This is a genomic window from Maricaulis virginensis (assembly GCF_027922185.1).
Taxonomy (GTDB): domain Bacteria; phylum Pseudomonadota; class Alphaproteobacteria; order Caulobacterales; family Maricaulaceae; genus Maricaulis; species Maricaulis virginensis.
Window position 1 is genome coordinate 35,093 of record NZ_BSFE01000003.1, and the last position, 14,096, is coordinate 49,188.

General features: G+C 66.3%; 17 protein-coding genes. All 17 read left to right on the top strand.

Annotated features, from left to right (window positions below; translation table 11 throughout):
- The first annotated feature begins 65 nt into the window (after nucleotides 1-65).
- The 17 genes from PKE71_RS06285 to trbK-alt all read left to right on the top strand — a co-directional run bounded on the left by PKE71_RS06285 (nucleotide 66) and on the right by trbK-alt (nucleotide 14,095).
- Entirely contained in the window at nucleotides 66-845 is a 780-nt protein-coding gene (locus tag PKE71_RS06285; protein ID WP_271186097.1) for a hypothetical protein, read from the top strand.
- A gap of 156 nt (nucleotides 846-1,001) precedes the next feature.
- Nucleotides 1,002-1,286 (top strand): helix-turn-helix transcriptional regulator, encoded by a 285-nt coding sequence (locus PKE71_RS06290; RefSeq protein WP_034766571.1) that lies wholly within the window; start codon nucleotides 1,002-1,004, stop codon nucleotides 1,284-1,286.
- A complete protein-coding gene (locus PKE71_RS06295) occupies nucleotides 1,283-1,789 on the top strand; it encodes a DUF2840 domain-containing protein (RefSeq protein WP_271186098.1) in 507 nt (168 codons plus the stop codon). The genes PKE71_RS06290 and PKE71_RS06295 overlap by 4 nt, the downstream gene beginning before the upstream one ends.
- Nucleotides 1,786-2,364 carry a S26 family signal peptidase gene (locus PKE71_RS06300; protein ID WP_271186099.1) on the top strand — a complete coding sequence of 193 codons (579 nt, stop codon included), beginning with the start codon at nucleotides 1,786-1,788 and terminating at the stop codon, nucleotides 2,362-2,364. The genes PKE71_RS06295 and PKE71_RS06300 overlap by 4 nt, the downstream gene beginning before the upstream one ends.
- 13 nt (nucleotides 2,365-2,377) lie before the next feature.
- Entirely contained in the window at nucleotides 2,378-2,725 is a 348-nt protein-coding gene (locus PKE71_RS06305) for a DUF736 domain-containing protein (protein ID WP_271186100.1), read from the top strand.
- A 19-nt stretch (nucleotides 2,726-2,744) separates the two neighbouring features.
- Complete coding sequence (locus PKE71_RS06310; RefSeq protein ID WP_271186101.1) at nucleotides 2,745-3,431, top strand: lytic transglycosylase domain-containing protein; 687 nt, start codon at nucleotides 2,745-2,747, stop codon at nucleotides 3,429-3,431.
- Entirely contained in the window at nucleotides 3,428-3,676 is a 249-nt protein-coding gene (locus PKE71_RS06315) for a hypothetical protein (protein ID WP_271186102.1), read from the top strand. Before PKE71_RS06310 ends, PKE71_RS06315 begins: the two co-directional genes overlap by 4 nt.
- Nucleotides 3,673-5,424, top strand: a complete 1,752-nt coding sequence (locus tag PKE71_RS06320; protein WP_271186103.1) for a relaxase/mobilization nuclease domain-containing protein — start codon at nucleotides 3,673-3,675, stop codon at nucleotides 5,422-5,424. Before PKE71_RS06315 ends, PKE71_RS06320 begins: the two co-directional genes overlap by 4 nt.
- A gap of 13 nt (nucleotides 5,425-5,437) precedes the next feature.
- The gene (locus PKE71_RS06325; RefSeq protein ID WP_271186104.1) at nucleotides 5,438-7,441 is read left to right on the top strand and encodes a conjugal transfer protein TraG; all 2,004 of its coding nucleotides are present in this window, start codon (nucleotides 5,438-5,440) and stop codon (nucleotides 7,439-7,441) included.
- Between the two features lie 24 nt (nucleotides 7,442-7,465).
- A complete protein-coding gene (locus tag PKE71_RS06330) occupies nucleotides 7,466-7,873 on the top strand; it encodes a ribbon-helix-helix domain-containing protein (protein ID WP_271186105.1) in 408 nt (135 codons plus the stop codon).
- Nucleotides 7,874-8,009: 136 nt separating this feature from the next.
- Complete coding sequence (locus PKE71_RS06335; RefSeq protein WP_271186106.1) at nucleotides 8,010-8,807, top strand: phosphodiesterase; 798 nt, start codon at nucleotides 8,010-8,012, stop codon at nucleotides 8,805-8,807.
- A gap of 214 nt (nucleotides 8,808-9,021) precedes the next feature.
- Nucleotides 9,022-9,957 (top strand): P-type conjugative transfer ATPase TrbB, encoded by a 936-nt coding sequence (trbB, locus tag PKE71_RS06340; RefSeq protein ID WP_271186507.1) that lies wholly within the window; start codon nucleotides 9,022-9,024, stop codon nucleotides 9,955-9,957.
- 38 nt (nucleotides 9,958-9,995) lie between these two features.
- Complete coding sequence (locus tag PKE71_RS06345; protein ID WP_271186508.1) at nucleotides 9,996-10,286, top strand: TrbC/VirB2 family protein; 291 nt, start codon at nucleotides 9,996-9,998, stop codon at nucleotides 10,284-10,286.
- Entirely contained in the window at nucleotides 10,286-10,552 is a 267-nt protein-coding gene (locus PKE71_RS06350) for a VirB3 family type IV secretion system protein (RefSeq protein ID WP_271186107.1), read from the top strand. Before PKE71_RS06345 ends, PKE71_RS06350 begins: the two co-directional genes overlap by 1 nt.
- 4 nt (nucleotides 10,553-10,556) lie before the next feature.
- Nucleotides 10,557-13,058 (top strand): conjugal transfer protein TrbE, encoded by a 2,502-nt coding sequence (gene trbE / locus PKE71_RS06355; protein ID WP_271186108.1) that lies wholly within the window; start codon nucleotides 10,557-10,559, stop codon nucleotides 13,056-13,058.
- A complete protein-coding gene (gene trbJ / locus PKE71_RS06360) occupies nucleotides 13,042-13,815 on the top strand; it encodes a P-type conjugative transfer protein TrbJ (protein WP_271186109.1) in 774 nt (257 codons plus the stop codon). Before trbE ends, trbJ begins: the two co-directional genes overlap by 17 nt.
- 4 nt (nucleotides 13,816-13,819) lie before the next feature.
- Nucleotides 13,820-14,095 (top strand): putative entry exclusion protein TrbK-alt, encoded by a 276-nt coding sequence (gene trbK-alt, locus PKE71_RS06365; protein WP_271186110.1) that lies wholly within the window; start codon nucleotides 13,820-13,822, stop codon nucleotides 14,093-14,095.
- Nucleotide 14,096: the final 1 nt, after the last annotated feature.

Below are 14,096 nucleotides of genomic sequence, written 5' to 3' on the forward strand. Positions count from 1 at the left end.
CACTAACCTCCAACCTTCCCAAGATTATGGGACGCACGCGTCGATTGCCTTCGCAGCAAAGAGCCGTGTTCGACCAGATCTTTCACAGTGGCGGCGGTTATGTCCTCGACTTCTCCGATCGAACCATGGCCGAGTGGTTTGAGGAGAATTTCGACATCCAGATTTTCCAACAGCGCTTCCAGGTCGAAGGCGCCAGCAAAGGCAAGACACTCCGAGGCTTCGTCGAGGTCGCCGAACCGCGTCTCGTCGCCCAAATTCTCCGAGTGTTGTGGGCGTATCGCTGCGGACTCGACGGATATGTGGAGCCCGATCCTGCCAAGGAAGAACGCCTGAAGGCTTGGCTTGAACAGTTCACCAATGAGTTGGAAAACGCTTCTGCGCTGGACCTCGATGACGCGTTCAAAGACTTCTCGCGCGACACCACGCTTCGCAAACTGCGTGCGTCCATCGCCGCCGATCTCGTCGCCGAGAAACCGGATGTCGCGCTGGACCGTGTGCATACCTATTGCGTCAAACGCTTCCGCGATCTGCTCGCCTCGCGCAATCAGGCCGTCGATGCAAAGACCCCGCTCGACGCCATATTCGGCGCATACGGCAAGGCGTTGCGTGATGAAGGCGCCGTCAGTGAGTTCGCGCTGCCAACGCTACGCGTCCAGCACAAACTTTTCGACGGTCTGAACCAGGCGCGCAACAAGCGCTCTTTCGCCCATGACAATGAGCTCCTCGACATCTCGGAAGCGCAATTCATCATCGACTGCGTCCTCGCATCGCTTGCGTTTATCGAACGCATCGAAGCTTCGAGGCAGTCACCGGCCGCGGATCCGGACGACGAAATCCCGTTCTGATCGAGCCTGGCGAAACGCCGATACCGCAGATCATTTGGGGGTGATGTTTTCGCCGCGCTCTGATCGTCATCCCTCCCGGCGCGCATCTTACGCTTTTCTCGTCTCCGACAGTCCCGCGCTTCCCGCAGCGGGAGGACCTAACCGGAGACGCGACCCATGCCCGATCCCAATGCCGGACTTCCCCCTCGCTATTTAAGAACGCCTGAAGCGGCCCGTTTTCTCGGCCTTTCGGGGCGGACACTCGAAAAACATCGCACCTACGGCACGGGACCACGCTACTCGAAGATCGGCGGGCGCGTCGTCTACGCGATCGAGGATCTGCAAGCCTGGGTCAGTCGCGGAGAGAAGAACTCTACCTCGGACGACACGGGCGACGAGGTGTTGCCCGCCAAGCGGCATGCAGCGATCTCGCCCGCCTATGCACGGAAGGCCCGCTCATGAGCGGCGGCGCCACTGTCGAACTCGTCTGGATCGAGAAGCAGATCGAGCACTGGATTCGCTTCGGCCGGATCGTGCGGACAACGATCCAGAGCCGCAGTCGCAGCATCGTCGCTTTCGATCCCGGCGCTGTCTTCGCCTTCGTCCGCTGGCAGTCAAATGATTTCGGTACGGCGGAAAGCCGGATCGACATCCTGCGTGCGCCCCGCCCGGGTGAGTCCTATGCGACCGTGCCGCAGGTGACACCCGGCGGCGACAGTCTGCTGCGTCTCTCCGGCTGGCCAAAGGTCGAACGGGTCCTTCAATTCGCCGATGCGATCGAAGCGCTCGGCATCGAGCCAGCTGACGCCGCGCCGGACTATTGGCGCCACGTTCACAACAGGCTGTCTGCAGGCCTGGAGCCGCGCGGCTACACATCCGCTCAACATCGCGCCTGGCTCCTGCGCCAGACCTGTCCGCCCGCGCCAACGACACAGCGCGCCACATCGGCGGGGAGCGCGTCATGACCCGGTTCGGTTACGTCATGACGACCTATCTCTCCGTGCTCGCGATCAGCGGACTGGCCTTCGTTCATGTCAGCCCTAAGCTGATCTGGAACGCGTCCGCAAGCGCGCCCATCGGGCTATACGCCGTCGCGTCGGACAACGATCTTGCCTTAGGCGATCTGGTCGTCGTCGATCCGCCGAAATCGCTTGCGATCTATCTCGTCGAGCGTGGCTATCTGCCTGAAGGCGTGCCGCTCATCAAGCATATCGCCGCGCTTCCCGGACAGCGCGTCTGCCGTGATGGCGCCGCTGTCACTGTCGACGACATCAGCGTGGCGCAAGCCCAGCCGAGTGACCGTTTCGGCCGTGCGCTGCCCGTTTGGCAGGGCTGCCACTTCGTCGCCAAGACGGAACTCTTCCTCCTGAATCCAAGCCATCCCGACAGTCTCGACGGTCGCTATTTCGGCGCACTCCCGGCTGACGCCGTGATCGGACGCGCCGTTCCGATCCTCACCGATGAAGACGGCGACGACCGCTATGTCTGGCGCGCCGATCGCGACGCCGACGCTCTTCCAAACTCATCCGACCGCAAATGAAAGGAACTGCCCCATGGCTCAGATCGGTCAATTCACTCGCACGGACTCTGATTTCACCGGACGCCTCCACACGCTCATTCTCTACCGAGAACTCACCCTCGTTCCGGCAACATCGTCGGACAGCGAAAACGCGCCCGACTATCGCATCCATCACGGCGATCACGACGGACCAGAGATCGGCGCCGGCTGGAAACGCACCGGCGAGAAGGCCGGCGAATACATCTCTTTGCAGATCGACGACCCGACCTTCGCATTCCCGATCCGCGCCAATCTCTTCAAGACCGACGCCGAAGACGGACATTGGGCGCTCTATTGGAACCGCCCTGCAAAGCGCCCCGAGAAACGCGATGAGCGCGGCTAGACCGTCTCGGCGCTGCGCGATGATGGCGAAGTTCCTCCTCTGCGGTCTGCTCTCCGGCGTGGTTGTCTCTCAAGCCGTATCAGCAGAACCCGCATCCTCCAGGACGGAACAAGGCGGCGGTTCCTATGCCGCCTATATCGCCGAAGCTGCGCAGCGATTCGGCATCCCGGCGCATTGGATCCTCGCCGTCATGCGCAAGGAAAGCGCTGGCGACGTGCGCGCCGTCAGCGAAAAAGGCGCGATGGGGCTGATGCAGATCATGCCCGACACCTGGGATGAGCTGCGCGCGCGTTACGGTCTGGGGCGCGATCCGTTCGATCCTCGCGACAACATTCTCGCGGGCGCCGCTTATCTGCGCGAACTGCATGACCGCTTCGGATCGCCGGGCTTCCTCGCCGCCTACAATGCGGGACCGACACGCTATGCCGAGCACCTGGCAACGGGTCGCCCGCTGCCCCGAGAAACCCGCGATTATGTTGCGGCGCTGACGCCGTTCCTCGGCGCATCGGTTGCAGCAGAACGGCGAGAGCAGAGCGCGCTTCTGACCGTGGACTGGCGCTCGGCGCCGCTCTTCGCCGCGCATACTAATCGGCAGACGGCTGCTGACGAAACGCATCCAGGCAGCAGCACAGACGTTTATCCTCCGCACACATCGGGCGCTTCCGACAGCCTTTTCCCGCCACATGGAACCGGGGATCGGCGATGACCCCGCTGATCGCATTCCCGCGCAGTCCGGCGCGCGATGGCGTGCTTCCGGGAGGAAGGACGGGGACGGACGGTGCAACAACAACGGGAGGGCGAGATAAAAGGCGCGGCACGGATGTGCGCTATGTGATTGTTTTACTGCGGCTTTCTGCACACTCTGACCCCATCCGCGGTGCTGCACAGACCGTCAACACGCTGATTTCGCGTGGATTTGACCGTGCCGCCGCGTCCGAGGCGAGCATATGAGCGGGCGCGACAACGACATCCGCATTCGCCCCGGTCGCATCCGCGATCGCGGAACTTCGGGCCGCAAGGCGCAGAGTTTCGTCGGCCAGGTCATGCGCGCCGCCCGCCAGGCGGGGCACACCGGCTACAGGTTCGGCGGATCGTCCCGCGCAGGACGTTCGACCTTCGGACGGGGCCGTTTCGCCGCGACCGCGCGCGGCCTGTCGAGCACCGGGCGGCGGGTCGTCGTCAAGGCGCGCATCGTCCGCCATCGCGGACAGCGTTTCCGGTCCGCGCCGCTTGCCAAGCACATCGCCTATCTCAAACGCGAGGGCGTCAGTCGTGATGGACGCGACGCAGCGATGTTCGCAACCGACCGGGACGCGGTGGACGGACGTGACTTCACCGCGTCCTGCGAGGACGACCGGCACCATTTCCGGTTCATTGTCTCGCCCGAGGACGCCGGGCAGATGGAGGATCTGCGCGCCTTCACCCGCGACCTCATGGCCCAGGCCGAGCGCGACCTCGGCACGAAGCTCGACTGGATCGGCGTCGATCACTGGAACACCGACAACCCGCATGTCCACATCCTCGTCCGCGGCAAGGCGGACGACGGCAAGGACCTCGTCATCTCGCGCGACTACATCTCGCGCGGCCTGCGCGGACGCGCTGAGGACCTCGTCGTCCTCGAACTCGGACCCCGCAGCGAGAAGGAGATCGCGGCCGGTCTCGACCTGGAGGTGGAGGCCGAGCGCTGGACCGGGCTTGACCGCGCCTTGCGCGCCTATGCGGACGATGCGCTCGCCATAGCCGACCTGCGTCCCGGCGCGCCCGGTCTCGAAGATCGCGACTTCACGAACCGCATGATCGGGCGCGCCCAGACGCTCGAACGCCTCGGCCTCGCCGAAAGGCTCGCGCCCTCGGTCTGGCAGCTCAGGCCCGGCATGGAGGAAACGCTGCGCGACCTCGCCATCCGTGGCGACATCATCAAGACGATGCACCGCGCGATGGGAGGCCGGACCCGCGCGGCGTCCGACTTCGCGATTCAAGCGATACCAAGCGAGCCGATCCTCGGACGCCTCGTCGAGCGTGGTCTGCACGACGAACTCAAGGGCGAGGCGTACGCCGTGATCGACGGCGTCGACGGACGTGTCCATCACGTGCGCTTCGCCGATCTCGACGCGACGGGGGACACACCACCGGGCGGCATTGTGGAGACCCGCAGCTGGTCGCCGAAGGACGGCGGCCGCCAACGGCTCGCTCTGGTCGGACGGTCCGACTTCGTTCTCGACCCACAGGTGAGCGCGGACGGCGCGACCTGGCTCGACCGGCTGGCGCTCGCCAAAGACCGTTCACCGCTCTCGAACAACGGATTCGGCGCCGAGGTCCGGACCGCACTCGAACGCCGCGCCGACCATCTCGTCGCCGAAGGTCTCGCGACCCGGCAGGGCAAGCGGGTGACCTTCGCCCGCGACCTGCTCGCAACCCTGCGCAACCGCGAGATCGATACAGCCGCGGCGAAACTCGAGGCCGAGACCGGCCTGCCGTTCCGCAAGCCCGCCGAGGGCGACGGCGTCGCCGGAATCTACCGCCAGCGCTTGGACCTGGCCTCTGGCCGCTTCGCCATGCTGGACGACGGCATGGGCTTCGAACTCGTCCCTTGGAAGCCGCAGCTCGAAAAGCATCTCGGTCAGACCGTCTACGGCACCATCACACCCGGCGGCGGGATTGACTGGACGCTCGGCCGCAAGCGCGGGCTCGGCATCTGATGGAGCGCGACCAATGACCAAGGGCCACGCCTCACCCGCCACGAAAATCCTCTGGGGCCAGATCGTCATCGTCACGAGCGTTGCGCTGCTCTTCGTCTGGGCGGCGACGCAATGGGTCGCGTTCCGCCTCGGCTTCCAGCCTCAACTGGGAGAACCGATGACCGAGATCCTCGGCCTGCCGGTCTACGCGCCTTGGAACGTCTTCGTCTGGTGGTACTGGTATGACGCCTACGCGCCGCGCGTCTTCATGGAGGGCGCGATCGTAGCGGGCACTGGCGGCATCGCCGCGATTGGCGTTGCGATCTTCCTCTCGGTCCTGCGCGCCCGCGAGGCGAGCGACGTGACCACCTACGGCTCCGCCCGCTGGGCAAGTCGCAAGGATGTCGAAGCCGCGGGTCTCCTTGGCGACAACGGCGTCGTGCTCGGCCGCTACGAGGCCCGCTATCTCCGCCACGACGGACCCGAGCACGTGCTCTGCTTCGCGCCGACCCGCTCGGGCAAGGGTGTCGGCCTCGTCGTGCCCTCGCTCCTGACCTGGCCGGGCTCGGCGATCGTCCACGACATCAAGGGAGAGAACTGGCAGCTCACGGCGGGCTGGCGGTCGCGGTTCTCTCGCGTGCTGCTGTTCGACCCGACCGATCCGGTGAGCGCGGCCTACAATCCGCTGCTCGAGGTCCGCCGCGGCGACAGCGAAGTACGCGACGTCCAGAACGTCGCCGACATCCTCGTCGATCCGGAAGGCCAGCTCGAACGCCGGAACCATTGGGAGAAGACCAGCCACTCGCTGCTCGTCGGTGCCATCCTGCACGTCCTCTACGCGGAAGCCGACAAGACGCTCGCCGGGGTCGCCGCCTTCCTCTCCGATCCGAAACGCCCGATCGAGGCGACCCTCGCGGCCATGATGCGCACGCCGCATCTGGGCGACCGACCGCACCCGGTGGTCGCGCAGGCGGCGCGCGAACTTCTGAACAAGTCCGAAAACGAACGCTCGGGCGTGCTCTCGACCGCGATGAGTTTCTTGGGACTCTACCGCGACCCCGTCGTCGCGAAGGTTACCAGCCGCTGCGAGTGGCGGATCGACGATCTCGTTTCCGGCGACCGACCCTCGACGCTCTACCTCGTGGTGCCGCCATCGGACATCTCGCGGACCAAGCCTCTCGTCCGGCTGGTGCTCAACCAGATCGGGCGCCGTCTGACAGAGGAGCTCAAAGCGAAGGGTCGGCGTCACCGGCTGCTTCTCATGCTCGACGAGTTCCCCGCGCTCGGCAGGCTCGATTTCTTCGAGAGCCAGCTCGCCTTCATGGCGGGCTATGGGCTGAAGGCGTTCCTGATCGCGCAGTCCCTCAACCAGATCGAGAAGGCCTATGGCCAGAACAACGCCATCCTCGACAACTGCCATGTCCGCGTCGCCTTCGCGACCAATGACGAGCGCACGGCCAAGCGCGTCTCGGACGCGCTCGGAACGGCGACCGAGATGCGGGCCATGAAGAACTATGCGGGGCACAGGCTTAGCCCTTGGCTCGGCCATCTCATGGTTTCCCGGCAGGAGACCGCGCGCCCGCTGCTCACCCCCGGCGAAATGATGCAGCTGCCGCCGTCCGACGAGATCGTGCTGGTCTCCGGCGCGCCGCCGGTGCGCGCGAAGAGGGCGCGGTATTATGAGGACCGACAGTTCAAGGCGCGGATTATCGCGCCGCCGTCACCTTCCTCTGAGACACCAGGCTCCAACGCTCAGTCCACCGACGATTGGAGCGGGCGTCCGCCGATCGCCGCGCCGCCACCAGCGAAGAAGAAACGCGCGGGCAGCGACGAGGACAGCGATGGCGGCGTGCGCCGCGAGCCCACGCTGCCCGAACACGAGGCAATCGCGCCCGAGACCGCGCCTGTCCGGGCGGAGTTCGCGGGCCTCGACGACGAGCCCGACGACGACGCACAGCGCGCACGGGCGATGCAAGACAGGTTCCGAGGGGTCGCGCGCCAGGCTTCGCTCGATCCCGATGACCGGATCGAGCTCTGAGCGATGGCCGGGAGAGGAAAAAGAATGAGAAAAGATCGTCTCAACGTCTATTTCGACGCCGCGCTTTCGGCCGAGCTGGAGGCGCTTGCCGCGCGCCGCAAGGTCTCGAAATCGCAGATCGTCGAAGCCGCGCTCGCCGCGTTTCTCTCGCCCGACGGCGCCGACCAGCGAGAGGCAGCGATCGTCCGCAGGCTCGACAGGCTTACCCGTGCGGTGGAACGGCTAGAGCGCGATGTCACCATCGGCAACGAGGCGGTCGCGCTGTTCGTAAAGTTCTGGCTGAGCACCACACCGCCGCTGCCCGACACGATGCGCGAGGCAGCGCAGGCGAGCGGGCGCGAGCGCTATGAAGGGTTCGTCGAGACGCTCGCCCGGAGGCTCGCGAAGGGAGGGACGCTGGCGAAGGAAGTCTCGGAGGAGCGTGGTAGTTGAGCCTCTATACGCGCCCACTTACCGCTCTTTGTCGCGGCGAAGGTCCGCTTGGAGCCCAAAGCTGGCAGTCGATATTGCATGTTTGTAGTCTACATGCTTTGTTGAAAATCAACGTCATAGCCGGGGTGGGGGCGAAATGCTGATTGCTCATCTTTCCGACCCCCATCTGAGGCAGAAGGGACATCTCTATCAGGGATTGGTCGATTCCAATGTGATGTTCGATCTCGCGATACGGACGCTTTCGGCACTTAGGCCTGCGCCCGATATCGTGATCATAGGCGGCGATCTGGTCGACGAGGGGACGGAGGCTGAATATGAAACCGTCCGGGTCGCCCTAAGAAGATTACGCCAGCCGGTCTATGCGATCCCCGGAAATCATGATGAGCGAGAAGGCTTCCGGCGGTGCTTTCGAGGCGCAGATTACATCGCCGCTTCCGGCCCACTGCACTTCGACACCAGGGATCGGTGGCCCATTTGGGTAATCGGTTTCGATGTGACGGTGCCCGGTCGGCATCACGGGGATATCGGGGACGAAGCGCTCGACTGGCTTCGATACCGACTGATCGAACACCCGGACCGGCCGACTATCCTGCTGATGCATCAGCCCCCGATCAACAGTGGGATTGCCTATATCGACGCATACAAATGCTTGCGGGGCGAGCGACTTTCCGAGCTGCTGCGGCAACACCGGAATGTCGAGCGCGTTCTCTGCGGGCATATTCATCGCTTCATGCAGGCAAGCTTTGGGGGAACCGTGCTGATGACTGCACCAAGCACCGCAACCTCAATCGCGCTCCGTTTGACGGAAGACGCCGAGCCTGCATCATTCATCGAACCACCAGCATTCCTGCTGCACTATTGGCGCCCCGGACAAGAGTTGCTCACCCATTGGGTTCCGGTCGGGGGTTTTCCGGGGCCGCTTCCATTCTTTTGAACGACCGCTATGTCCGCACAGCAGACCTCTGACCCGGTCGCCTAGGATCGCCCCGAACCTTTCGCCTGCCTTCACGCGCCGCCACACTACTACTCCAACACCACTGTTGCTGAAGCGCCGATAACGGTCTTCTTGATCGACCCCGTAACCAGATGCGGGGCCGCCAGTGACCGTCCACACTCTCAAATCAGAAGCGATCGAGCGCGGCTCCCGCATGCTCCGGACGGCGCTTGGGCCGGATGTCTCCGCCTGGCTCGCGGACCCGGGTGTCATCGAGGTGATGCTCAATCCCGACGGTCGGCTCTGGATCGACCGGCTCGGTGACGGGCTCTCGGATACGGGCGAGCGGCTCTCGGCGGCGGACGGCGAGCGGATCGTCCGCCTCGTCGCGCACCATGTCGGGGCCGAGGTCCATGCGGGATCTCCGCGCGTTTCGGCCGAGCTGCCCGGGACGGGGGAGCGGTTCGAGGGGCTGCTGCCGCCGGTCGTCGCCGCGCCCGCCTTCGCGATCCGCAAGCCCGCCGTCGCCGTGTTCACGCTCGCCGACTACGTCGCCGCCGGGATCATGGATGACAGCGCGGCCGAGGCGCTACGCGAAGCCGTCGCATCCCGCGCCAACATCCTCGTCGCCGGCGGAACCTCGACCGGCAAGACCACGCTCACCAACGCGCTCCTCGCCGAGGTGGCGAAGACCTCTGACCGCGTCGTCCTGATCGAGGACACGCGCGAGCTGCAATGCCTGACCCCCAACCTCGTGGCGCTGCGCACCAAGGACGGTGTCGCGACGCTTTCTGATCTCGTGCGCTCCTCGCTGCGCCTCCGCCCCGACCGCATCCCGATCGGCGAGGTACGGGGCGCGGAGGCCCTCGATCTCCTCAAGGCCTGGGGCACGGGCCATCCCGGCGGGATCGGGACGATCCATGCGGGCACCGCCCTCGGCGCGCTCCGCCGCCTCGAACAGCTCATCCAGGAAGCCGTCGTCACCGTCCCGCGCGCGCTGATCGCCGAGACCATCGACATGATCGCCGTGCTTGCCGGTCGCGGGACCGATCGCCGCCTCGCCGAGCTCGCCCGCGTCACCGACCTCGATGACGCCGGCGATTACGCAATCGAACCTCTCCTCAGCCACCCGAAAGGACACGACAAGTGACCCGATCCACGACCCTCTATCCCCGCTGGCCCTACTATGTGAGTGCCCTGGCGCTCGGCCTCCTGCTCGCCGCCGATCCGGCTCACGCCGCCGGGTCTGGCATGCCCTGGGAAGCGCCGCTTCAGTCGATCCTGGAATCGATCGAAGGGCCGGTCGCCAAGATCGTCGCGGTGATCATCATCATTATCACCGGTCTCACGCTCGCTTTTGGCGACACGAGTGGCGGCTTCCGCCGGCTGGTGCAGATCGTCTTCGGCCTCTCGATCGCCTTCGCCGCGTCGAGCTTCTTCCTGTCCTTCTTCTCCTTCGGCGGCGGGGCGCTGGTGTGATGGACGGGTCCGGCATCCCCGGCTTCACCGCGCCGGTGCATCGCGCGCTGACCGAACCGATCCTGCTGGGCGGAGCCCCGCGCACCTGGGCGATCGCCAACGGCACGCTCGCCGCCGCGGTCGGTCTCGGCCTCCGGCTCTGGGTGGTCGGGCTCGTGGTCTGGCTGGTCGGCCACCTGCTGGCGGTCTGGGCGGCGAAGCGCGACGCGCAGATCGTCGATGTCGCGCGGCGGCATCTGCGCTTCCCGACCTGGTTCGGAGTCTGAGCCGATGATGCGCCTCGCCGAATACCGCTCGAAGGTCTCGCTCCTCGCCGACTTCCTGCCCTGGGCTGCGCTGGTGGGCGAAGGCGTCGTCCTCAACAAGGACGGCAGCCTGCAGCGCTCGGCGCGGTTTCGCGGCCCCGATCTCGACTCCTCGACACCCGCCGAACTGGTCGCGACCGCTGGACGGCTCAATGGCGCGCTCCGGCGGCTGGGTTCGGGTTGGGCGGTGTTCGTCGAGGCGCAGCGCGTGCCGACGCGCGACTACCCACTCTCGCACTTCCCCGATCCGGTCTCGGCGCTGGTCGATGCGGAGCGCCGCGCGCAGTTCGAGGAGGCTTCGAGCCACTTTGAGAGCCGCTACTATCTCACGCTCGCCTGGATGCCGCCCGCCGACGAGGCGAGCCGCGCAGGCAAGTGGCTCTATGAGGATGCGCCGGAGAAAGGCGCGAACCCGCGCGAGCACCTCGCAAGCTTCACCTCGCGCAGCGAGCGGCTGCTCGACCTTCTTGAAGGGCTCATGCCCGAGGCCGAGTGGCTCTCCGACGAAGACACGCTGACCTATCTGCATTCGACGGTGTCGACCCGGGCGCAGCGCGTGCGCGTTCCCGAGACACCGATGCATCTCGACGCGCTATTAGCCGACGAGCCGCTGGTCGGCGGGCTGGCACCAAGCCTCGGGGACGCGCATCTCCGCACACTCTCCATCATCGGCTTCCCGACTGCGACCTGGCCCGGCCTGCTCGACGAGCTGAACGGCCTCGCCTTCGAGTATCGCTGGGCGACCCGCGCCATCTGCCTCGACAAGACCGATGCGACCAAGCTCTTCGGCCGCATCCGCCGTCAGTGGTTCGCCAAGAGGAAGTCTGTCGCCGCGATCCTCAAGGAGGTGATGACCAACGAGGCCTCAACGCTCCTCGACAGCGACGCCGCCAACAAGGCGCTCGATGCCGACGAGGCGCTGCAGGAGCTCGGGTCGGACCTCGTGGGCGCAGCCTATGTCACCGCCACGATCACCGTTTGGGATACGGACCAACGCACGGCCGAGGCCAAACTCAAGGCCGCCGAGAAGGTCGTCCAGGGTCGCGACTTCACCTGCATCCCGGAAACGCTGAACGCGCTCGAGGCCTGGCTGGGTTCGCTCCCCGGACACCTTTACGCCAATGTCCGCCAGCCACCTGTCTCGACGCTCAACCTCGCGCACATGATCCCGATCTCGGCGGTCTGGGCCGGGCCGGCAAGGAACGATCATCTCGGTGGCCCGCCGCTCTTCTACGCCGAAACCGAGGGTTCGACCCCGTTCCGGTTCTCGACCCATGTCGGTGATGTCGGCCACACGCTCGTCGTCGGACCGACCGGCGCGGGCAAGTCGGTGCTCCTCGCCCTGATGGCGCTGCAGTTCCGCCGCTATGCGGGCGCGCAGGTCTTCGCCTTCGACTTCGGCGGCTCGATCCGCTGCGCGACGCTCGCGATGGGCGGCGACTGGGAGGATCTCGGCACCGCGCTGTCAGCGGACGAGGCCGCGGTCCAGCTGCAGCCGCTCGCCCGGATCGATGACGCGGCCGACCGCGCCTGGGCGCAGGATTGGCTCGCGGGTCTCCTCGCCCGGGAAGGGGTGACCGTCGATCCGGTCGAGCGCGACCATCTGTGGTCGGCGCTCACCTCGCTCGCCTCGGCGCCGGTCGAAGAACGCACGCTTACTGGGCTTTCGGTGCTGCTGCAATCGACCAATCTGAAGCGCGCGCTCGCACCATTCTGCATCGGCGGTCCGTTCGGGCGGCTGCTTGACGCCGAGGGCGAAGCGCTCGGCGGCGCAGACGTCCAGGCCTTCGAGACCGAGGGGCTGATCGGTTCCGCCGCAGCGCCCGCCGTGCTCGCCTATCTCTTCCACCGGATCGAGGCGCGGCTGACCGGACGGCCGAGCCTGATCCTCGTCGACGAGGGCTGGCTCGCGCTCGACGACACAACCTTCGGGGGCCAGCTGCGCGAATGGCTGAAGACGCTGCGCAAGAAGAACGCGAGCGTGATCTTCGCCACCCAGTCGCTTGCCGACATCGATGGCTCATCGATTGCGCCCGCGATCGTCGAGAGCTGCCCAACGCGGATCTTCCTGCCCAACGAACGCGCCTTCGAGCCGCAGATCGCCGAGATCTATCGCCGGTTCGGATTGAACGACCGGCAGATCGAGATCGTCGCGCGGAGCCTGCCGAAGCGCGACTATTACTGCCAGTCGCGGCGCGGCAACCGGCTCTTCGCGCTTGGGCTCGGCGAGGTCGCGCTCGCCTTCACCGCCGCCTCGTCCAAATCCGACCACGCCGCGATCGACGAGACGCTCGCCGACCATGGGCGCGACGGGTTCGCCGCCGCCTGGCTCGAACGCCGCGGCCTCGACTGGGCCGTCGAACTGCTCGGCCCCGCGGACACCATCCTCGAGACCGCGCAGCCGCAATCACCCAACACCCCTGAAGCAAACCACGACAAGGAGACTACCCATGACCAGAACCCGTAAACTCGCCGGACGCGCCGTCGCGGCGCTGCTGCTGTCGAGCGCCATCGCGCTCTCGCCGGCCACCGCGCCGCCCGCCCACGCGCTCTTCGGCGGGTTTGGCGGCATCGTCTACGATCCGACCAACCACGCAGAGAACCTGCTGACCGCCGCGCGGACGCTGGAGCAGATCAACAACCAGATCGCCCAGCTCCAGAACGAGGCGCAGATGCTGGTGAACCAGGCCCGCAACCTCGCGAGCCTGCCATATTCCTCGCTGTCGCGGCTGCAATCCTCGGTCCAGGAGACGCAGCGACTCCTTGGCGAAGCGCAGCGCATCGCCCATGACGTCACCGAGATCGACCGGGCGTTCACGGAAGACTACGGCGCCGCCGCCGCGCGCGGCGACTTCGACCAGATGATCGCCGGCGCGCGGGGCCGCTGGGAGACCTCAGTCGCGGGGCTGGAGGATTCGCTCAAGGTCCAGGCGGGCGTCGTCGGCAACATCGAGACCGCGCGGGCCGAGATGGGCGCGCTTGTCGCAGAGAGCCAGGCGGCGACCGGTGCACTTCAGGCCGCACAGGCCGGCAACCAGCTCCTCGCGCTGCAATCGGGGCAGATCGCCGACCTCACCGCCGCGATCGCCGCGCAAAACCGCGCCCAAACATTGGAAACCGCGCGACGCGTCTCGGCCGAGGCGCAGGGCCGCGAGAACCTCGCGCGGTTTCTCGACTACGGGTCCGGCTACGAGCCGACCACCGTGCGCATGTTTGGCGGCTGAGGCGATGCGGACCGGTCCCGAGAAGGTGCTGAAGCTCATCGCCATCGCCATGGGCGGCCTCGTCGTCCTCATGGCGGCGATGGAGCTTCAGGACGCCGTGAAGAAGGAGCGGGGCACCGAGGTATCGGTCCCCGCCAGCGATCCGCTGCGCGCCGAGCTCGCCCGCTGCCGGGCGCTGACACCGGACGAGCTCGTGACCGACACCGCCTGCCGCGAAGCCTGGGCCGAGAACCGCCGTCGCTTCTTCGACGGCGCGGTGCCGCGCGGCCTGGACGAATAGG